20 protein-coding genes are annotated in these 20,220 nt (G+C 43.7%); 13 read left to right on the top strand and 7 right to left on the bottom strand.

Annotated elements, in window-relative coordinates:
- Positions 1-52: 52 nt before the first annotated feature.
- Entirely contained in the window at positions 53-1,024 is a 972-nt protein-coding gene (locus tag DLM76_RS07250; protein WP_118964784.1) for a glycerophosphodiester phosphodiesterase, read from the top strand.
- A gap of 146 nt (positions 1,025-1,170) precedes the next feature.
- On the top strand, positions 1,171-1,806 hold the full coding sequence (locus DLM76_RS07255; RefSeq protein WP_118964785.1) for an LA_3696 family protein: 636 nt from the start codon (positions 1,171-1,173) through the stop codon (positions 1,804-1,806).
- Positions 1,807-1,995: 189 nt separating this feature from the next.
- Here the strand turns inward: DLM76_RS07255 and DLM76_RS07260 are convergent, their stop codons facing one another.
- A complete protein-coding gene (locus tag DLM76_RS07260) occupies positions 1,996-3,240 on the bottom strand; it encodes an NADH:flavin oxidoreductase/NADH oxidase family protein (RefSeq protein WP_118964786.1) in 1,245 nt (414 codons plus the stop codon).
- 161 nt (positions 3,241-3,401) lie between these two features.
- Here DLM76_RS07260 and DLM76_RS07265 point away from each other — a divergent pair, with 161 nt between their 5' ends.
- Positions 3,402-4,037 carry a TetR/AcrR family transcriptional regulator gene (locus DLM76_RS07265; RefSeq protein ID WP_118954229.1) on the top strand — a complete coding sequence of 212 codons (636 nt, stop codon included), beginning with the start codon at positions 3,402-3,404 and terminating at the stop codon, positions 4,035-4,037.
- Positions 4,038-4,040: 3 nt separating this feature from the next.
- On the opposite strand, the gene DLM76_RS07270 is transcribed toward DLM76_RS07265, so the two are convergent.
- On the bottom strand, positions 4,041-5,204 hold the full coding sequence (locus tag DLM76_RS07270) for a DUF819 family protein (RefSeq protein WP_118964787.1): 1,164 nt from the start codon (positions 5,202-5,204) through the stop codon (positions 4,041-4,043).
- Positions 5,205-5,575: 371 nt separating this feature from the next.
- On the opposite strand from DLM76_RS07270, the gene DLM76_RS07280 reads away from it, so the two are divergent.
- Positions 5,576-6,340, top strand: a complete 765-nt coding sequence (locus DLM76_RS07280; protein WP_118964789.1) for a DUF4846 domain-containing protein — start codon at positions 5,576-5,578, stop codon at positions 6,338-6,340.
- A 29-nt stretch (positions 6,341-6,369) separates the two neighbouring features.
- Here the strand turns inward: DLM76_RS07280 and DLM76_RS07285 are convergent, their stop codons facing one another.
- The 3 genes from DLM76_RS07285 to DLM76_RS07295 form a co-directional block, all read right to left on the bottom strand.
- On the bottom strand, positions 6,370-7,038 hold the full coding sequence (locus DLM76_RS07285; protein WP_118954225.1) for a class I SAM-dependent methyltransferase: 669 nt from the start codon (positions 7,036-7,038) through the stop codon (positions 6,370-6,372).
- Between the two features lie 40 nt (positions 7,039-7,078).
- Entirely contained in the window at positions 7,079-7,816 is a 738-nt protein-coding gene (locus DLM76_RS07290) for a hypothetical protein (RefSeq protein ID WP_118964790.1), read from the bottom strand.
- Positions 7,817-7,903: 87 nt separating this feature from the next.
- Positions 7,904-8,983 (bottom strand): helix-turn-helix transcriptional regulator, encoded by a 1,080-nt coding sequence (locus DLM76_RS07295; protein WP_118964791.1) that lies wholly within the window; start codon positions 8,981-8,983, stop codon positions 7,904-7,906.
- Positions 8,984-9,142: 159 nt separating this feature from the next.
- Here DLM76_RS07295 and DLM76_RS07300 point away from each other — a divergent pair, with 159 nt between their 5' ends.
- From DLM76_RS07300 to DLM76_RS07315, 4 genes are all read left to right on the top strand, one after another.
- Entirely contained in the window at positions 9,143-10,168 is a 1,026-nt protein-coding gene (locus DLM76_RS07300) for a S1C family serine protease (protein WP_118964792.1), read from the top strand.
- A gap of 105 nt (positions 10,169-10,273) precedes the next feature.
- Entirely contained in the window at positions 10,274-11,353 is a 1,080-nt protein-coding gene (locus tag DLM76_RS07305; RefSeq protein WP_118964793.1) for a hypothetical protein, read from the top strand.
- Positions 11,354-11,587: 234 nt separating this feature from the next.
- The gene (locus tag DLM76_RS22145; RefSeq protein ID WP_118954220.1) at positions 11,588-11,791 is read left to right on the top strand and encodes an oxidoreductase; all 204 of its coding nucleotides are present in this window, start codon (positions 11,588-11,590) and stop codon (positions 11,789-11,791) included.
- A gap of 320 nt (positions 11,792-12,111) precedes the next feature.
- Positions 12,112-13,209: an alkene reductase gene (locus tag DLM76_RS07315; protein ID WP_118964794.1), complete on the top strand. Its 1,098-nt coding sequence runs from the start codon at positions 12,112-12,114 to the stop codon at positions 13,207-13,209.
- 74 nt (positions 13,210-13,283) lie between these two features.
- On the opposite strand, the gene DLM76_RS07320 is transcribed toward DLM76_RS07315, so the two are convergent.
- Positions 13,284-13,790 (bottom strand): MarR family winged helix-turn-helix transcriptional regulator, encoded by a 507-nt coding sequence (locus DLM76_RS07320; protein ID WP_118954218.1) that lies wholly within the window; start codon positions 13,788-13,790, stop codon positions 13,284-13,286.
- Between the two features lie 103 nt (positions 13,791-13,893).
- Between DLM76_RS07320 and DLM76_RS07325 the strand changes: the two genes are divergently transcribed.
- The 3 genes from DLM76_RS07325 (at position 13,894) to DLM76_RS07335 (ending at position 16,126) form a co-directional block, all read left to right on the top strand.
- Positions 13,894-15,054, top strand: a complete 1,161-nt coding sequence (locus DLM76_RS07325; protein ID WP_118964795.1) for a hypothetical protein — start codon at positions 13,894-13,896, stop codon at positions 15,052-15,054.
- 160 nt (positions 15,055-15,214) lie between these two features.
- Positions 15,215-15,595, top strand: coding sequence for a hypothetical protein (locus DLM76_RS07330; protein WP_118964796.1), 381 nt, complete (start codon positions 15,215-15,217; stop codon positions 15,593-15,595).
- A 21-nt stretch (positions 15,596-15,616) separates the two neighbouring features.
- Complete coding sequence (locus tag DLM76_RS07335; protein WP_118964797.1) at positions 15,617-16,126, top strand: TetR/AcrR family transcriptional regulator; 510 nt, start codon at positions 15,617-15,619, stop codon at positions 16,124-16,126.
- On the opposite strand, the gene DLM76_RS07340 is transcribed toward DLM76_RS07335, so the two are convergent.
- Positions 16,118-16,597, bottom strand: coding sequence for a DUF4442 domain-containing protein (locus DLM76_RS07340; RefSeq protein WP_118964798.1), 480 nt, complete (start codon positions 16,595-16,597; stop codon positions 16,118-16,120). The two genes, DLM76_RS07335 and DLM76_RS07340, sit on opposite strands and share 9 nt — an antisense overlap.
- Positions 16,598-16,768: 171 nt before the next feature.
- Between DLM76_RS07340 and DLM76_RS07345 the strand changes: the two genes are divergently transcribed.
- Together DLM76_RS07345 and DLM76_RS07355 are read left to right on the top strand one after the other, a co-directional pair.
- On the top strand, positions 16,769-18,814 hold the full coding sequence (locus tag DLM76_RS07345) for a neutral/alkaline non-lysosomal ceramidase N-terminal domain-containing protein (protein ID WP_241548198.1): 2,046 nt from the start codon (positions 16,769-16,771) through the stop codon (positions 18,812-18,814).
- A gap of 384 nt (positions 18,815-19,198) precedes the next feature.
- Entirely contained in the window at positions 19,199-20,218 is a 1,020-nt protein-coding gene (locus tag DLM76_RS07355; RefSeq protein WP_118964800.1) for a synaptic vesicle VAT-1 family membrane protein, read from the top strand.
- Positions 20,219-20,220 lie beyond the last annotated feature (2 nt).

Here is a 20,220-nt window from a genome sequence, read left to right on the forward strand (position 1 = left end):
GGATCAAAAAAAGCTTTCCTACTTTCGAAAAGAAAAAAGAATTCTGGCTAAGATGAATTCCAAAATCAAAGTTAGATTCCTTTTCGAGATTTTCTTCGTGGTTCTTTTTTACGCAGCCGCGACTTCCTGTTCGAGCGCGCCGATCGTCAATAAACCGTTAGACGGTATTTTGGATTTGCAGGGACACCGGGGCGCAAGAGGTTTAAAACCGGAGAATACGTGGCCTGCGTTCGAGGAGGCGATCCGTTACGGGATGACGACTTTGGAATTGGACACGGTTCTTACCAAAGATAAGAAAATCGTAATTCATCACGATTCGGAAACCAATCCAACGATATGTCAGAAAAAGGACGGAACTCCGATTTCTTCCGTTTCATTATACGATTTGACTTTGGCGGAATTGAAACAACTGGATTGCGGAACTAAAAAAAATCCGAAATATCCGGAACAAGTCTCCGTTCCGGGAACCGAACTGATTACGATTGAAGAATTTTTCGCACTCGTCGCAAACGCGGAAAAGAAGAATCCGAATCGGCCGAAACTCAAATTCAATATCGAAACGAAGTTCCCGAACGATGACAAGGCTCAACTTCCTATAGAGAAGGTAAGGGATCACGTAACTCTTTTGGTTAAAGCCGTCGAAGATGCAAACGTTGCGGATCGAACAACGATCCAATCGTTTTACATACAAGCGTTGCCGATCGTAAAAGAAAAAAATCCGAAGATCAAAACGAGCGCGCTTTTTTCCTTAACATACTTTCAAGGCGCTATGATGAAATTGGGATTCGGAAATTCCACCCGCGAAAACGCGTTGAAAAAAACGATCGAAGTAAAAGCGGATATTATTTCTCCGTATTTCTTATATGTAACCGAAGCGTTCGTTCAAGAGGCGCATTCTCATAAAATTTCCGTGATCCCTTGGACGGTGAACGAACCGGATGAAATGAGAAGATTGATCGATGCGGGTGTGGACGGTATAATCAGCGATTATCCGGATCGATTGATTCAAGCGATCAAAAGATAATCATATTATAAAAATATAAATTTTCTTTTTCTAAGACTCGAAGAAAAAATCCGATTCATTCCCTTTTAAGAACGGGTATGGGAACCGCTTTCGTGCGAGGGAATGCAGAAATTGTGTTGCATTCTCCTCGCAAGGAGGCGTAATTTATGCTTACGGAGTTGATCCGAAAAATTCCCAGAAAATTGGAAGAGGTCCTTGGGGCCGACGGTATCGATCAATTCGTGGATTTCTTAAATTCCGTTTTTACGGTTTCTCGCGCACAACTCTTGGAATCTTCTTCTGAACGCTTTGAACATCGGTTAACCGAAGAAATGGGAAAACAAAAAATCAACTTTCTTGAATTCAAAACCGGATTGAGCGGAGAATTTCTGTCCTTTAAGGCGGATCTGAAGGAAGACTTTTCTTCGTTCCAAATGGAAATACGCCAAGATTTCGTTTCAATTCAATCTCGAATCGATCATCAAATTGCGGAAATCCGCGCGGAAAATGCCGCGTTTAAAGAAGAAGTTCGCAAAGAAATCGCCGAATTCAAAAAGGAAGTCAGACAAGAACTCAAAGAAATCCGGGAAGAAATGCGCCGATCGAACGAAACCATCTTTAGAATTCTCGCGGAAAATCAGAAAGCGATTTCGGAAATGCAAAGAGAAATTTCAGGTATGCATAAAACGATCGCGGATTTGCACAAATCCATCGCCTCGCAAGCAAGATGGATGTTCGGTGCGGTTTTTGTGTTAGCGGGATTCTTCGTTGTGATTGAAAAACTGATGCATTCGATTCCATAAAAAAATCCCAATTCTTTACTTCGTCAAAGAAGGTTACGCTAAAAATTTCTTACAGCGCTTCCCAAACACACTATTCGTTCGGGCGGATTTCAAAACCTGATTTTGCATTATCAAGAATCTTATCCGCAAGAACCCACTCGCGGTTGGCGAGAGGTTCTTATCGAAAAGATTAGGCCTCAGAACTCTGTTTCAATTTTGGAACAGAGCCTTATATTTCTTAGCGTTCCTCCTGGCGCGAATTTGTTCCCAAAGTAAGTTGCCGATCATCGATCGAGGAATTCTCGGTTCTTTTCCTTGTCCCATTCTTCGGAACTGAAATTTGATGGCGGACATTTTCGAAAGAGAACTGAAAACCGGATTGGAAAGATTCGGAAGATTGAATTCGATCGTTTCCGCGTTTCCGGAAAGAATTCGAGAAGCGCAATCCGGGTCGAACGCGAACGGAGCCGCGATTCCTATCAGGTCGATGGCGCCGGAAGTAATTGCATTTTCCATAATATTCTTGGAACGGAAACCGCCCGTGGACATCAAAGGCATCTTGGCGATCGATCTCGCCTTTTTCGCAAAATCCAAAAAATACGCTTCGCGTTTGCGCGTTCCATTGGATTCTCCTCCCTGCATCGCGGGAGATTCGTAGTTCCCTCCCGATATTTCAAGAAGATCTAATTTAGATTGATTTAACATTTGAATGACTTGGATCGCGTCTTCTTCCGCAAAACCCCCGCCCTGAAAATCGGCAGAGTTTAGTTTTACTCCGACTCCGAATTCTTTTTGGGTGGATGCACGGATTCCGTTTACGATTTCGAGAAGAATTCTCGCGCGATTCTCCAGAGAACCGCCCCATTGATCCTTGCGAAGATTGGTCAATGGAGAAAGAAACTGATTGATCAAATAACCGTGAGCGCCGTGCACTTCGATTCCGTCGAAGCCCGCTTTTTCCGCGATGACCGCGGCTTGAATAAAACGATCGATGATTTTTTTGATTTCGTCTTCGGTGAGGGCGCGCGGAGTTCCGAAAACTTTCGCGAACATTCTTCCGGGAATATGAACTTTCACCGCGGAAGGGGCGACCGGAGTTTCCGAAATAAAACTGAAAACCTGTCTGCCGGGATGATTGATTTGCATCCAGATTTTAGAGCCGCCCGATTTTCCCGCCTCGGCCCATCGTTTGAAATAATCCAATTTTCCTTGGTCTCGGATAATGACGTTCCCCGGTCCGGTCAGTGCGGTCGGATCGACCATGGCGTTTCCGGTCAAAAGAAGTCCGGCTCCGCCTTTTCCCCAGCGTTCATACAAACGAATCATTCCCTTTCCAGGAAGAAAATCGTCATTGGCTAAACTTTCTTCCATTGACGCTTTGGCGATTCGATTCTTTAAAACCTGGCCGTTGGGCAATGTGAGGCTTTGAGAGAGCGGGGAAACGGGTTGGGACATGGGAATTCTCCAGTTAGGAATTTATTTCCTACCCATCGGTATTTATGGAGAATTGTTTGTCAAACTTTAATTCCTACCGGTTGGTATTTATTTTTACCTGGAAAAGCGAATTCGTTTGACCTGAGGAAAGTGGTTCCGAAGATGAAAGGGAGAATTTCGCAATGTCAAAGACTCTTGGCTGGAAAAAATTACCCGAAGACGTTCGGAGAGAATCGATTCTCTCTGCGGCGATGCGTTGTTTTTTTTCAAAGGGTTTTGAAAAGACATCGGTTCAAGATATCGCCGAAACTGCCGGTTTGACCAAGGGCGGAATCTACTTCCACTTTGAAAGTAAGGAAGAAATCCGGGACACGCTGATTCGTGAATTTTTAAATCTCGAACGTTTCGGATTTCAAGATCCGGAAGTTCTTTCTCTTTCTCCGCATCTGAGAATGAAGGAATATCTGGAACGACTTGCGAATCGTCTTACGATCGAAGGGAATTGTTCTCCTCGGTTGTTTGCCGAAGCGACTTCCAGCGGAGGAAGTATGGAAAAGGAAATCGTTGCCTTTTACGATTCTCTTGAATCCGTTTTCGCAAAGACGATTCAAGAAGGACAGAATCAAGGAAGCATCGTAAATTCTATGCCCGCCGTTTTGATCGCTCGCACCATTCTTGCGGTATTCGACGGTCTGCAGATTCAAGCGGACATTTCTCCTTCGCAAAGAGACCTGCAAGTGCGGGGAAGAGAAGTTCTCAATTCTTTCTTTAAGAATCTTCTTTTAACGTTCGATCCGACCTGCGAAACGAAAAAGTAAATCCTAACTTCCGATCGCAATCAAAACGGAATGAATTCCGATTCCTAGATAATTTCCTAACGCGTATCCGATCAATCCTGTGAGAATTCCCACAACTAAAACGCCTTTGTTTTCGATCGCCTGCGAAACCGACGGAACGAACGCGGGTCCGTAGATGCTGGAAACGGAAGTAATGATCCAGGTATCAACCGGAATTCGAAAGAGAATTCCCAAGAGAAGATGAAGCAGAATCGCTCCGAAAAGAATCGACGTTAAGATGAGAAACACGGAACCGAAATCCTTTTTCAATTCCTCCAAATCCGCGAGAAAGCCGATCGCGACCGAAAAGACCAAAATCAGATAACTTCCGAACTCGTATGTTTTAAGTTGCCGCACTTTGGAATGAAAGGAAATTCCGATTCCCCAGGTCGTGATTCCGAGAAGGATCGAAGGCGCGTATAAAGAAGAGAAGATCAAAAAAGTAAACGCGACAGAAACTCCGAAACCCAGCGTCGCCAATAACAGGCCGATCCCGTTCGGGAGAAGTATTTTCTTCAACGGAAGTTTGTCGTCTTCCTTTGCGGAGGATTCCGTTTCTTCGATCGGAACGTCTTTGGCTTCCTCTTTTTTCAGAAAGAACGAAAAGAATTTTTTTCCAAAAGTCAGCAAGAAGAGAAGATAGATCCCGCCGATGACGACGTCGATCGTATTGACCAGCGCGATCGTTTCTTTATTCGCGCTTAAGGCCAAGCCGATCGCGTTCAGGTTCGGAGTTCCGCCGGTATACATTCCCGAAAGCATACTCGCGATTTTCGCGGATTCGGGATGCGTTCCCGCGTATACGTATCCTGCGATCGAGGCGGATACCGCAACAGCGACTGCGGATAAAAAGAAGGAGAAGAGCGCGAGTTTGGCTTCGCCGAACCCTTTTCGAAAATCGGTCGAACTTAGAAGCAGAGGAATCGCAAGAGGAATCGTAATATCGGCGATGGTAAGGGGGACCGATTTCGGAATCCACGAATGAGGGATCAGGTTTCCCAAAAGAATTCCCGCAATGTAACAGATCGAAACGGAACCCAGGATTCCGAGCAGTTTGATCTTTTGCGTAAGCCGGATTGCGAGCCACGGGAAAAGAAGAATAAATAAAGCGAAGAGTATCGCGCTAAGGATCGAAGATGCGAATTCCATAAGAGTTCCTGAATATACAAAAATTTTAATTTTCCAATTTCGTATCGCGAGACCCTTGTTTGTGCGAACCGTTTCGAATCTTCGATGTGATCCGATGCAAGTCCGCTCTTTCACGATCCGGTTCAAACCGACTCATAACTCTTCTTTTGTTAAAATATCAAAACGAGATTTTGAAAATTCAAGCAGAAAAGCCGCCGAACCTGCGTTTGGCCGATTTCTTTTTTATGGAAATTCTAAGATTTTATGGAAAAGGATGACTTCTTTGTTCAACGGATTCCTGAAAAAAGGGGAAACCGAAACCGGATCAAAACCGGTCTTAGATTTACGTTTTTCGGTATTCCGGAAAGATAGAGATTGTTAAAGGAATTACGATGGGTCTCGTTTCGAATTGTAAAGTATCTTCATTGTTGATCACGATCGGTTTGTATTTTCCGATTGCCGGATGTCTTGATGCCGAGCCGACTCCGACAAAGGTGAACGAGATTCGTCTTCCGGCGGGAGCCTCTCGCATCGTTTTTCCTAAGAATTCTTTTTCCGATTTCGTTCAGAATCTTCCCTTAAAAAACGAACCGACTCTTTGGACCTATAAAAAACAAAACATCATTCGCAGATATGACACGATCGCCGTTCTGGATCTTCCCCTTTTATTCAAAGACGATTTGGAACAATGCGCCGATTATTCGATGCGGGTTTGGGCGGAATATCATAAACAAACCGGCAATCTAAATCGACTCTATCTTTTCGATTACAACGGAAATCGAAAACGATTTCAAGAAAGCGGTCTTTCGTATTCTTCTTTTTTAAGAAAGGCATTCGCTTCCTCCAATTCCTATTCTTTGAAGAAGGGCGGGGCGGTCGTTACGGAAAAGGATTTGAAACCGGGAGACCTTTTCGTTCAAAATGAAACCGGCGGAATCGGACACGTTTCGATGATTCTCGATTCGGCCGAAGCGAAGAACGGTAAGAAACTTTTTTTGATCGGATTCAGCTTTATGCCCGCTCAGGAAATGCACATTGAAAAGGCTCCGAACGAATTCGGTTCCTCCGGTTGGTTCACATACGAAGGTTTTATCGGCCATCTCAACGAATCGTATCCGTACGGAACGCCGGTTCTAAGAAGATTTTCGGAACGATAAACGAATTCTAATTTTAGAATATTCGAAAGTTATCGTTTCAGTTCCCAGCCGCCCACGTGATACGCCTGGAAAATTTGTTTGAAATTCTGAAAGCCCGCTTTGCGAAACAAATCCTCGTATCGGGCGCTCGGAATTCTTTTTAAATCTTTCACTCTTTGAATGTACGTTTTCAGAGCTTCTTCTTCCCAGCCTTGAAACGTTTTTAAATATAAGCCGAGTTCATTGAAAACGATTTCCATTCTTGCTTGCGAATCATAAAGATCGAATAAGAGGAACATTCCTCCCGGTTCCAATCGGGAGGAAATATCGCGGAGCAGGGAAAGTTTTGCCCCGTCGTCCGGAAGAAAGTGAAGCACGAATAAAAGCGTCGCCGCGGAGAATTTGCGATTCGGATCCAAAGCTGAAACCGGAGAAGAAATCAATTCCGCGTTCGGAAAATTTTTACGCGCGATTGAAATCATTTCGGGAGAAGGATCCACACCGGTGATCGAATAACGATCGGGCGCGATCTTTAGAAGGGCTCGAAAATCCGCACCGGTTCCGCAGCCCGCTGCGAGAATTTTTTCGCCGGCCGGAACCGAATTCAAAATCGAAGTCGCAACCAATTCGGAAATTCCCGAATAGAATGGAATCATCGTTCCGATCCGATTTTCGTATTGAGCCGCTCTTTCCCCTTCAAAGGTTTCAATATAATCCATAAATATCGTCCTTCTCGTTTTCGGTTTAAATTGATTTCGTTTAAGCCGAACCTGATACGCCCATGTTTCCTTCCGCCTTCCATTCTTTCCAGCCGATTGCGATCCCGAGTATATGGCCCGCGAAGGCGAGAGGAACCATAAACAAAGGCAGGAAACAAACCGGGTATTCCGTCACGACGACGTTAGGCGGATTCGTAAAAAGGATTCGGAACGGAAACGGAGCGGACGCGATCCCGGTAAAGACGGTCAGTCCCAAAACGGCGATCGCCGCCGTGTTCCAACCGATGATCCATTTCTTGGAAAGAATTCCTTTGGATACGAGAAGGAAAAGAACCGGCGCGGTGATCGGAACCCAAATGTCGAAATTCCGACCTTTGATCGTCATGATGTCGGAAATCAAACCCTCGCGAACTAAAAGAACGATCAGGATTTCCGGAAGAATTCTCCAGACCTGAAATAAACAAAGATGGATCGATCCGGACCGGGTTAGAATCCGATGGGCTCGTTCTGAAAATCCGAATCCTAGAAAGAGCGTCAAAGTCGATAAGACGCCGATCAAAAGTCTAGGAGGAAGATCGAATCGAAAGAAGAATCCTTGAAACCCCAAAAACCATTGTCCGATTAAAAAAGCTAAAACGACAAGGAATCCGTATGCGGGTTTGTGCGACGGGTTCGAAACGTCCTTTCGCAGAAAAAAGATCGATAGGATCGTGACGATCATTCCGCAGGATGCGAGAGTGAACGCGGAAATGTAAACGGGAATTGAATTTGTTTCCATAGAAACCTCCGAGAAAGAGGTTAACAGGATTCGCAAAACACGCCATAGTCCGGTCGTCACAAATCGGATTTTACACCGTGACGATCGTCACGGTTTCTTATAGGAATGCAGAAATACGGTCAGTCTTTGGAATTTATCCTTGGAGCCGGAATTCTTTTCACGATCGATCGTTTTTTCATACAGATTCACTAAATGATTTCTTAATGTTCCGTTCGCGATTCCTAAAAAGAAACCGATCTGCTTTCGAGTGTAACCTTCCGTTATGAGTTCGCAGATTCTAAGTTCTTGTTTGGTTAATCCTTTTTGCGTTAAGGAACCCAGATCCAGAAGTTCCGAATGTTCCTTTTTCCGAAATAAACGCAACACGATCCAAGAGGCGCCGACTCCGATTGCGGAAAGAAAGATCGTTTGGATTCGAGTGGATTCTCCGCTTAAAAAAAGTATGGAAAGAGATCCGCAACCGAGTGCGACGCTTGCACTCGCCAATATTTCCGCAACCTTGTGAAAGAGAGAATCGGCGCGATCGCGTGAAAGATAAACGGAAATGAAAACGCTTACGATCGTATCCGCTCCCATTCCGAGCGGAAAGACGTTCCATCCGAAAAGAGGAAGAAAGTTCGTTCCTAATCCTAACCACCAACATAAAACCAAAAACGGAATCCAACCTTGGACGGGCGCGTCTTTCGGTTTTAAAAGAAGAAACAAAGAAAGAATAAAACCGATCCCGAAAAAACCTCCCACCAAGATCCGAGCTTGATTTTCTAAAACGGGAAACCAACCCCATGCATAAAATTTCCATTCGCGGATAAGAACGGATTTTGTTGAGGATGAATAATCCAATTCGATCAAAAGAATCAATCCGATTGCGACCGCGATCACCCCTACTGTCATTGGTGATTTCACTTTTCTTCCCGAAAGAATTCTGCTCAGACACAATAGAAGAGGAGGTACGAAGAAGATGAAATGACGAAATACGTGAAAGAAGAAGTAGGCTTGATCGGACGATGAGGACGCGAGTAAAAAGAAAAGGGAAAGATTTCCTCCCGCCAATACGATGAGAAGAATCCGAAAATAATTTCCGAACGAATCCCTGTCTTTCCACAACGCAAAGAACGCCGCAAGATTCGCAAACATCGCCGTAAGAGGGAATAGTTGAACGATTTCCATATTTTCAAATCGATCGATCACTCGAAAGAATTTAGAATTCTCGCATTCTTAAAAATGTTTTTTTACTGTAAAGATCTTTCCAATGTCCGAGTTTTGATTTAGGAACGATAGAAAAAACGACCAGTAATCCGATCGGACCTTCGGAGTTTAAAACGAAATATGAAACAAACCGCATTCATTCTTTTCTTTCTTTGTATGAGCTTTCTCGCCTGTTCGAAGAATTCTTTCGAAACCGACAAGTTGGATGAGGAAAGCCTGAACGTTTCGCTCCATCTTCAAAACCGATTGAACGGATTGATCGACAAAATTTCACCCGCAACGGTAAGCGTGTTTCCCAAAGGAAGCACGGAAAATTCCACTCCGATCGGTTCCGGTTTTTTTATCGATGAAGAAGGACATATTCTCACTTGCCAGCATGTGATTCGAGGAGCGGAAGAATTCATCATTCAACCCGGTAAATCCGGAAAACGTTTGAAAGCGAAGGTGATTAAACAGGATGCGGATGCGGATCTTGCTCTTTTGGAATCGGAAACGAACGACAATAAGAATCCGTTCATCGCCGTTCCCAAGCTGAATGTTCCTAAGGAAGGTACGATTTACCTTTCGTTCGGGGCCGCGTACGGACTTCCGGATTCGATTTCTACGGGTGTGGTTGCGTTTTCACAAAGGGCAAAGGTGGATCCGTTTCATCCGGAAAAAGGGTTTGTTCAACTCAGTTTGCCGATTTATCCGGGCATGTCCGGCGGCGCAGTGATCGACATCCAAGGGAACCTAATCGGCGTTCAACGATTTACTTATAATACGATAGGGAATCAGCCGATCGGACCCGGATTCGCAATTCCCGTAGGTCACGTTTCCAATTTCTTGGAATCATCGGCTCAATTAAGGGAGAATCGGATTCGCTCGCAAAGAGGAATCGTGGAGATTCCGTTTGTGACTCCTCATCTGATTGATAAGTTAAAACTTCCGCATCCGCTTGGTGTGATCGTGAGTTATGTTCAAAAGGATTCTCCTGCCGAAAAGTCGGGAATTCAACGTTACGATTTTATAACGCATATCAATTCCAAAAAAGTGAATTCTTCCGCGGAATTTTATCGCGAAATCGCTCTGTTAAACGAAGAAGTATCAATAAAGCTGTTTCGAAGCGGGAAGGAAATGGAAGTCGTTTTAAAAAAGTGGCAATAATTTATTAAATTTATAATTCCATAATAAAAAAATATTTTCCGATGTCTTTGTTCATATTGAACCGGGGAAGAATAGGAAGGACTCTAAAACCTCCAGGAGAAAATTATGAAAAAGCATCAAGGTATGCTGCTCGCGATGATTTTAATCGCAGCAATCACCGCTTGCAAAAAGGATTCGAAAGACGATACGACTCAAAATCTGGCTTTGTTGGCACTTTTGAATACTCGAAACGGATTATCACCGGAACAAAAAACCGCGAGCGCAACCGCGAACGGTGTAGTGGGTGCGGCCTCGGCGGCTCAGACCAGCGGCGGTATGACCGCTTCGAACGAAGCTCAAACCGAACAAATGCTCGTAGCCGACATTTTTGAAAACGGAATGGACCCTGTTGTCGTCCGTGATGTCGCTTCTCAGCTTGCTTCTTTACAAAAAGAAAAACAGGAAAATCCTGTTCACCTAACGGCGATTACTGCGACTCCATCCGGAAGCACCCCGACTAGAACTTGGACTTTTTCGGGAGACGTGAGTGGATCCGGAGTTACGACCCAATCCAACACTTCATTCGGAGTTGCTTTAGGAATTCCTAACTGCGCAATTTCAACACTTGCTCCTTCGGGAACACAAGGAAGCGCTACGTTTTCCAACGGAACTCTTTCTTTCAGCGGATCCGGAACGAGCACGACATTTTCAGGAACGAGTGATATGAGTGCAAATATCGCTTTTTCGAATTACGGAGTCTTTTACGCCGATTATTTGGCAATGATTCAATACTATAAGAATCCGCCGAGTACGACTTCCAGCATCTCCACTTGCGAAGGATTACAGCAGGTTTTCGGTTCGTTCTACAATGCGATCGCGAAATATGCGGTTATATCCGCAGGAAGCGCGGCGGTCACTTATTCGAGAACATACAGCGGACAAAACGCTGCGTCCGGAGTTTCTTCCAATTCTAAGTTTGACGCAACCGTTAGTTCACCGTCCGGTATAACGATCACCGAATATGAGGGAACCACAGCGGGTACCGCTAAAACTGTTACTCTTCAGAATGTGAAGTACGGTTATTCTTCGAGCATTAGCCTAAGCGGAAGCCCATCTGCTCCGGTTGGAAGCGGAAGTTTCAGCGTTTCTTTTTCCGGAATCGTGAACGGAACTGCCATCGACCAAATCTTTTCGTTTTCTTTCTAATCATTAAGAAATAAAACGGTAAGCAAAAGCCCTTCGATATCGGAGGGCTTTTTTATTTGGTAATTTATATTTTTAGAATATTCTTAAATGAAGAATGATTCCATTTTAAAAACGATTTTTAAATTTCCTATTTTAGATTGAGAAACAAAAATAGGGTTCATTTCGGTAAAATTAACAATTCCATCTATCTAGGTCGTTAAATCTCATTTTAGGAACTTCAAAGTCAGCATTCGAATTGATTTCGCAACCGATCTTTTTGAATCCGCAAAGATCGGGAACGTTCCGCTTCAAAATAAAATCGTAATGGCTCCGCTCCCAAGATTGAGAGCGATCGATAATGTTCCAAATTCATTGATGGTAACTTATTATTCTCCGCTTGCGGACACTGGGTCGATCGTTACGGAAGCAAATTCTCCTTCCGATCGGTTCGTTCGGTAGAAATTTTGATCGATGCAAAAGGAATACGGCTTTATTCATTTTCGAGAGAACGGATAAGCAAGATGTTCGGAATGAAAGCGAAGAATTCATTCCGACCGCAACAAAGGCGATCGAAGCGGGATTGAACGATTGAGGATCCTCCTTTTCTCGCTTTTAAGAAGAAATAATATTATTGATTTATAATATTTTCTGAATCGTTTGCATTTAAAACAAACGAAAAAACCGTTTTTTCCGAAAAATTCCCCATTAAAAAAAGTAACTTTTTTTGTTACATTTTGTCTAAGTACAAAATCCCAATTTCATTTTTAGGAGAATAAAAAATGAACGTAGAATTTAAATCTTCCGTAGACCTTTTCGGGTCGGCAAAACTCGGAAGCATCGACCTCAAAAATAGAATCGTAATGGCTCCCATGACGAGATCCCGCGCTTTAAACAACGTTCCCAACTCGATCATGGCGGAATATTATTCCCAGAGAGCCGGTGCGGGGTTGATCGTTACGGAAGGAACGGCGCCTTCTCCGAACGCATTGGGATATTCGCGTATTCCCGGAATTTTCAGCAAAGAACAAGTGGAAGGATGGAAACTTACGACTAAAGCCGTTCACGCAAAGGGCGGAAAGATTTTCGTTCAGTTGATGCATACTGGTCGGGTCGGAAGTACGGCAAATCTTCCGAGCGGCGCCGAGTTAGTAGCGCCTTCCGCGGTTCAACTCTCAGGAGAAAACTGGACCGATGCACAAGGGATGCAGCCTTACGCTCTTCCTCGCGAAATGAATTCGCAAGATATTCAAAAAACGATCGAAGAATTTGTTCAGGCTGCAAAGAACGCGATCGAAGCGGGGTTTGACGGCGTGGAACTTCACGGCGCAAACGGATATTTGATCGAACAATTCTTAAATCCGAACTCGAATCGCAGAACCGATTCCTACGGCGGTTCGAATGAGAATCGGATTCGATTTGCGGTGGAAGTCGCGCGTGCGGTTTCATCCGCCATCGGAAAAGAGAAAACCGGAATTAGAATTTCTCCTTACGGAGTCTTTAATGAGATGGGAGCGTTTGACGGAATCGAAGAGCAATACGAACTCCTTGCAAAAGAATTGAATCATGTCGGTTTAGCATACATTCATCTCGTGAATCATAGCGCGATGGGCGCACCTCCCGTTCCCGAAAGCGTAGTTCAAAAGATCAGAAATCAATTTAAGAATGTTATAATATTGAGCGGCGGTTACGATAAGACTCGCGCACAATCGGATCTCGAATCGAATAAGGCGGGATTGATCGCTTTCGGAAGGCCGTTTATCGCCAATCCTGATTTCGTTTCCAGATTGAAATCGGATCAGACTCTCGCCGACGCGGATCAAAGTACGTTCTATACTCCCGGTGAAAAAGGATATTCGGATTATCCGAACTACAACTGATTTTACCAAGAGATTTCATTCAGTCGGATTTACTCCGGCTGAATGAAATTCGCCCTCCGTCTTTCGAATCGAATTCATTCTTCAAAGTTCAAAAGAAGTTTTCTCAATAATTTAGAAAGATCCGCGTGTTCTTTTTCCGTTAGACAACTCATCAATGCCTGTCCGCTTTTTACGTGATCTAAAAGCGTTTTCGTAATCACGAGTTTTCCTTCCGAAGTTAATCCGATCAAAACGCTTCTTCGATCGTTCGGGTCGGATTCTCGTTTTACCCAACCCAGCGATTCAAGTCGATCGATGCGATTGGTCATCGTTCCCGATGTGATCATCAGGGTGGAAAGAAGTTCTCCCGGAGATTTTTTATACGGTTTTCCGCTGCGGAGCAGGGCGGCCATCACGTCGAACTCCGGCGTTGCAAGTCCGTGGCTTTCAAAAACTTCCTTATGGGCGTTGTAGAAAAAAATCGAAGAGAGCCGATGAATTCTCCCGATCGTGCCCATGGCCGTCATATCTAAATCAGGCCGCTCATCGGCCCACTGTTTCAGGATAAAATCGACGTGGTCTTCGGTTTTTTTGGGCTTCATAATTCCTTATTTTCAGAAAATATCTTGACGTCAAGATAAATGCGTGATTGTTTTGGCTCCAAGTATCTTGATATCAAGATAATAATTTCTTTCGGAGAAATCTATGAGAATTTTCGTATTCTTTTCTTTGGTTGCTTCAATTCTGGTTTCGGTTTTAGCACCCGTTCAATCCCTCATTTGGAACGGAGAATCTTTTCCCGTTTATCTTCTAAAAACTCAAACATACGTTCGGGCTTTATTCGACTTTCGAGCCGATTTCGCGCCTGAAATGTCCGATTATTATTTTTTCGGGAGAATGGCGATCCTGGTTCATCTGGGAATTCTCTTCGGATTATTGGAATTAAAACGAAACGGTTTCTTTCCGAACGCAGCGACAATGGCCTTTCGCGTGGTTCTTGTGATTCTCTCGATTGCAATCTTCGGTGATGCGATCGCATATTGGGGAGGAAGTTATTTCGGAGAATTATTCCGAAACGTAGGTTTTCGCTGGATCGAAGCGCCTAGTATCTTTCTTCTTTTGTTCGCATTCGGGTATCTGGGTTTTAAAACAAGGCCCGAAAAGAAAGCGGTCGGAATTACGTTTTTGATTCTTCCTTTTTTGATGATCGGATCCACATTATTTTTTCGTTATATACCACACGGGCCTCTGTTGCCGATTTCTTGGATCGTAACGGTTTTTCTTTTGGGATCGGATTCCGCATCCTCGTTTCGAAATCTCGGTCAAGTCTTCCTTAGATTCACTTCGGTCAGATCGATTTTACTTTTGTTTGTTGCGGCGATGGTTTGTGCGGAAGGAATGCAGATTTTGGAAAAGTTCATTCCGGTTGCCGATGGAAATATGCTTCCGAAAAAAATGGATTTCCGACCTTTTTCCGGAGCAAAGGATTTTATCGAAGTTTTCGGAGTATATGGGGAAACCGGTAGAAGATTGTATTTCTGGATCGACGTCATCGATATGATTTTCCCGATTCCGTTAGCGTTCTGTTTCGGCGGAATTTATACGAAAGCCGCCCGCAAAGTCAATCTGCCTCTTTCTCTCGGTCTTTTTGCATACGGTTTTTTGTTATTCGATCTTCTTGAGAATTCTCTCATGTTTTATTTTCTCTTCGCTTGGCCTACGGTTCCGGAAGGTTTGGCGGCGTTTACGGGAACTATAACTGCGGTTAAACTTTTCTTTTTGTTCACCGGATTTTTTATGTTTATCGCCTCTTTTCTCATTCTTGTCATCCAGTGGATTCGGGAAAAAAAGGCCGTAAAGATCTAAAGTTTGTTCAAAGTAAACGATTTAGAAAGAGTTTAAATATAGCAGGTCGTAATAGAATAAGAATAAATCGATCTTTTTTAGTAAAAACATACCATAAGGTATGGTATGAACGTTGACAACGCCGATTCTTCGCGTTAGGATTAAGATAAGGAGAATCGTCATGGAACCGAAAGATTTTCTTATTGTAGGAACGATTCACAGTCTGGGTTTTGCCGTATTTCACGTTTTCTTTTGGAAGATTTTCCGTTGGAAAGAGGATTTGAAGCGCGTTTCTTTTGCGAACCGCGCCATTCTGCAGATCGCAAATCTGCGTCTTATCTATCTTTTCCTTTTTATGGCGGGCGTAACTTTCTTTTTTCCCACGGAGCTTTTGTCTTCTTCTTTGGGGAAATGTATTTTGATCGGCTTTTCCGTTTTCTGGTGGGGACGTTTGATCGAACAATTCATTTTTCTCAGGGTGAATTCCGTGATGGTTCACGTTCTTTCCGTTCTGTTTTTTGCGGGCGGAATCGTGTATCTGATTCCGTTGTTCGCTTTTTAACTTCGGAGCTGTTTCGAATTTATGTTATCCTCCGAAGACTGGATCGTGGCCGGATTGGATCTTTTGTATCACAAAGGCGAAGAATTTCTAACCATTGAATCCCTTTGTAAAAAACTGAAACTGACGAAAGGTTCCTTCTATCATCATTTTAAGAATCGCGAGGATTTCTCGCAAAGAATGTTGATCTATTGGGAAAAGACCTTTACGGACGATATTATCGTTCTTGCAGGTTCGGAGTCTTCTCCGCAAAGCCGATTGAAAACGCTTCGATCTTTGACCTTCGGTCTTTCTAAAAACGCGGAACGTGCGATTCGCGCTTGGGCCTTTCGAAATTCTAAGGTGAAAAAAGTTCAGGAGAGAGTGGATCGGAAGCGGATTTCTTTTTTAAAGGAAGTTTATTTCGAACTTTTCAAAAATAACAGGCAAGCGGAGCAAAAAGCAAGGCTTGCCTATGCGATCTTCGTCGGAGCGGAAATGATTCTTCCGAGTTTGGAGGAAAAGGAAATCAAAAAGTTATATTACTTATTTTGAATCTTTTTCCTTTTTGATTCTTTCTTTTCTTCGAATGTAAACGACCTTGTCCAGCTCTGCGACGATTTTGCCGGTTTTCGCGTCGTAAATTTTCGTTTGAAAGAATGCGTCTAACTTTCTCTTTTCGTCCGCTTCTCTTCGGATTTTTTCGATCTCTTCGTGCGGGATTTCAAAGTCCGCGTAAACCTTTCCCATACCCGGGCTGATAAAACGAATCGTTGCGGCTTTGTCCCAGACGATATAATTCTCTCCCAAGTTTTCCATGAGAATCAGCATGTAAAACGGATCGCACATGGAATACAAGGAACCGCCGAAATGCGTTCCTACGAGGTTTTTGTTCCACCAACGGAGTTTCATTGAAAGACGGAAATGGGTAAAATCCTTGCTCATTCGTTTGTATCGAATCCCTGCTCCGAAGTAGGGCGGGTAGAAATTGAAAAAATAAAATCGAAGTCTTTTCCAAAAATTCATACAGTTTGATATAAAACCTTTAAGGTATTTTGTCTTTTGTTCTACGAGGGGTCCAATTTGAAATCAGAAAATAAGTGAATTATAATGAATTTCGGCTAAAATATCGCGTTTCGATCGAAACCATCTTGATTTTTCGGAACACATCTTATAGAACAACTCACCCGGAGGACTTTGAATTTGAAAATTTATTATTTCCGTTCGCTTATCGCGATTCTATTCGTTTCGTTTTCTTCGATCGGCTTTATCGGTTGCAGCGATTCTACGACCTACGTGATTAAAAATAAAAAACCTTCCGTTTCATCGAACACCAAAGGCATCTTTGCGGGTGCGGTAAAGGTCGATATCACTCCGCCGCCCGGACTTCCTCTTGCGGGTTATTCCATGCTCGCTAATACGGAAAAAGGATTTAGAACGAAGATATACGCGCGAGTGATTTATATTCGGAGAGATCAACATTCTCCCTTGGTTCTTATACAAACGGATTTACTTTCCGGTTCTTTATTATTGCATCATAAACTTGCGGAACGGCTTGCGGATAAAACGGATATCAGTCTTGGAGGAATCGTTATTTCGGGAACCCATACACACTCGGCTCCGGGAAATTTTTATGAAAATAATTTCTACAACGAGTTTGCGGGAAACAAACCGGGCTTTGAAAAAGAATGGTATGAGTTTCTGGAGAATCGAATCTATGACGCGGTTTTGGAAGCGTATCAAAGCGCAAAACCCGCTAAAATCGCAACAGGAAAATTGAATGTATGGGGTTTGACTCGAAACCGTTCGATCGAAGCTTATGCCGCGAATAAGAATTCGGGCATCGATGAAATCAAAACCGAACAGATCTACGACGCGATCAACCCGGAAATGACGATGATTCGCGTGGACGCCAAGGATAAGGACGGAAGTTTTAAACCTCTTGCGGTTTATACGACGTATTCGATCCACGGAACGACGGTTCCTTCTTGGAACAAAGTCGTAAATGCGGACGTATTCGCGTATCCGGAAAGAGAACTCGAATTTAGGATCAAGGAAGAATTTAAAACCGACTGGGAACCGTTGCATGCCGTTTCGAACGCGACGCACGGAGACAATTCTCCCGATTATCGGGAAGATATGCAGGGTTTTATCGAGTCTAAACGAATCGGTTATGAAATATCAAAAAAATCTTATGAACTCTTTCAGAGTTTAGGAAAGAAGTTGAGTTCCGATATTACATATTCTTACAATTCCAAAGAAGTGGACGTCTACGAAAATCCGAAGATGGGTGATGCGGAACTTTGCAGCAGACCCGTTGCTGGAACCGCATTAACCGGCGGAGCGGAAGACGGGATGACACCGGTTTTATTTTGGCTTCCGTTTTGGGGTGAAGGTTGGCCTCGTTATATTTTTACCGGCGGCTGTCAGGGGCATAAACGAACCGCGGGTTCTTTCTTTCAATACATCGTATTAGCAAAAAAGAATTTTCCTCATCGGATGATTCTTCAATCGGCGAGAATCGGAGATACGGCTTTGCTTGCGGTTCCGTTTGAAGTTACGAACGAATCCGGAAGAAGATTCTCCAGTGCGGCTTTGGAAGCTGAAAAACAAAGAACTTCCAAAAGCAAGGAATCGATCACTCAAACTTCCGTGCTGTCCTGCACGAACGGTTATTTCGGTTATACGACTACGCCGGAAGAATATTCGAAACAACACTATGAAGGCGGTCATACGATCTACGGACCTGCGACACAACCTTTCTTACAAGCTCATCTTGCGGATCTTGTAAAACAAATGCCTGCGGAAGGTGGCAAGGAAAGTTTTCCGGAATCATGGGAATTTCAACTCGATACGAAGAGTTATATGCCTGAAAAGCGTGAAGCGAAAGGCAACAGAGAATTAAAGGAAGCTCCTCGATTGGTTTTGGCGGAAGAGAATTCGGAAAAACATTGGATCTTTCGTTATCAGGATGTGAATCCTTCTCAGATTCAATTCCATCAAGCCTTGGTCTCCATTCAATATAAGGAAGAAAAAGGAGAATGGAAAACTCTGCAACAAGACGGGAGAATGGTGAATGATAGCGGAACAGAGTTGGACATTCGATTGCAGGGAGATTCATCGAACGGAATGGCGGTTTATGAAGTTCGTTGGTTTAATCCCGAGTTTCACTCGAAACGCAAATACCGATTTGCGATCGCTCCTCGAGGTAAGGAGAAGGAATTTTATTCTCCCGAGTTTTAGTGAAAGATTGTGAGCCGAGGCGGGCCGCTTTCTACCTCGGCGATGATTCTTTAGAAAGGCGCTTTTCGTTTCTTGAAAATATTCGGATAATTGAATTCGTTTTGATAAAGAAGCGAGTGGCTTCGTTTCAGTATGTCCGTCGGTTAAGCGGCAGATTTTTTAACAAAGTTGATCGATTCTTTTCGATTGTTTTTCGAAATGAAACGACTACGTTCGTAAAGAAAAAAACGCAGGAAGGAACTTTATCCTAAAAAACAAGGATCTGATTTCTCGGATAAAATTCTTTCCCGCAAGATTCGATTGACATGCGGATAAAATCGAATTCTTGCTGCGCTCAAAAATTTTTTCTTGCTCTCCCGTTTTGAATTCTTATAACCTCCTCTCATGCAAAGAACCATAGCCATTGTTCGTAAAAAAGGATCTCTTGAAAACGTAAGATTAGAAACCGAAACTCTTCCCGAGCCCGGCGAAAATGAAGTGCAGATCGAAGTTCATTCGATCGGGTTGAACTTTGCCGATTTGTTTGCGATTCAAGGATTGTATAGTGCGACCCCGCAAGGCGCGTTTATACCCGGATTGGAATTTTCAGGAGTCGTAATCGCAGCCGGAAAAAAGGTAAAGAACGTTAAGAAAAAAGATAAGATCATGGGTGTAACCCGATTCGGCGGTTACGTTTCCCATTTGAATATCGATTCAAGATATGTTTTTAAACTTCCGTCCAAATGGAATTTCGATCAAGGAGCGGGCTTTTTAGTTCAAGGATTGACCGCCTATTATGCGTTAGTTGCTTTGGGGGATTTGGAGAAAGGTCAAACAGTTCTGATTCACAGCGCCGCGGGAGGAGTGGGAATTCTTGCGAATCGAATCGCGAAAAAATTAGGCGCATATACGATCGGAACGATCGGATCTCCAGCCAAGATCGATCTTCTCAAGAAAGAAGGGTATGACAAGCAGATCGTACGTTCGGATCGATTCGCCAAGGACTTGCAGGAAGCTTTGGCGGGTAAGGATCTGGATCTCGTATTGGAGTGCATCGGAGGAAAAATTTTTCAGGAAAGTTACGATATCATGGCCCCTATGGGAAGGATGATCGTCTATGGAGCAGCCGAAATGATGGGCGGGGGAAGCGGAGTGAATTGGCCCGTTCTCGCCTATAAATATCTTTCCAGGCCGAAATTGGATCCGATGAAAATGGTTTCGGATAACAAGGCCGTTATGGGTTTCAATTTGATCTGGTTGTATGAAAAGGTCGAAAAATTGACCAAACATCTGAACGGCCTCGTCAAGTTGAATCTATCCGCGCCGCATATCGGTAAAACCTTTCCGTTTGAAAACATCGATGAAGCTTTGAAATACTTTCAATCCGGAACCTCGATGGGTAAGGTCGTTTTAAAAGTTAAGTAGAG

This window comes from Leptospira yasudae, from assembly GCF_003545925.1.
Classification (GTDB): domain Bacteria; phylum Spirochaetota; class Leptospiria; order Leptospirales; family Leptospiraceae; genus Leptospira; species Leptospira yasudae.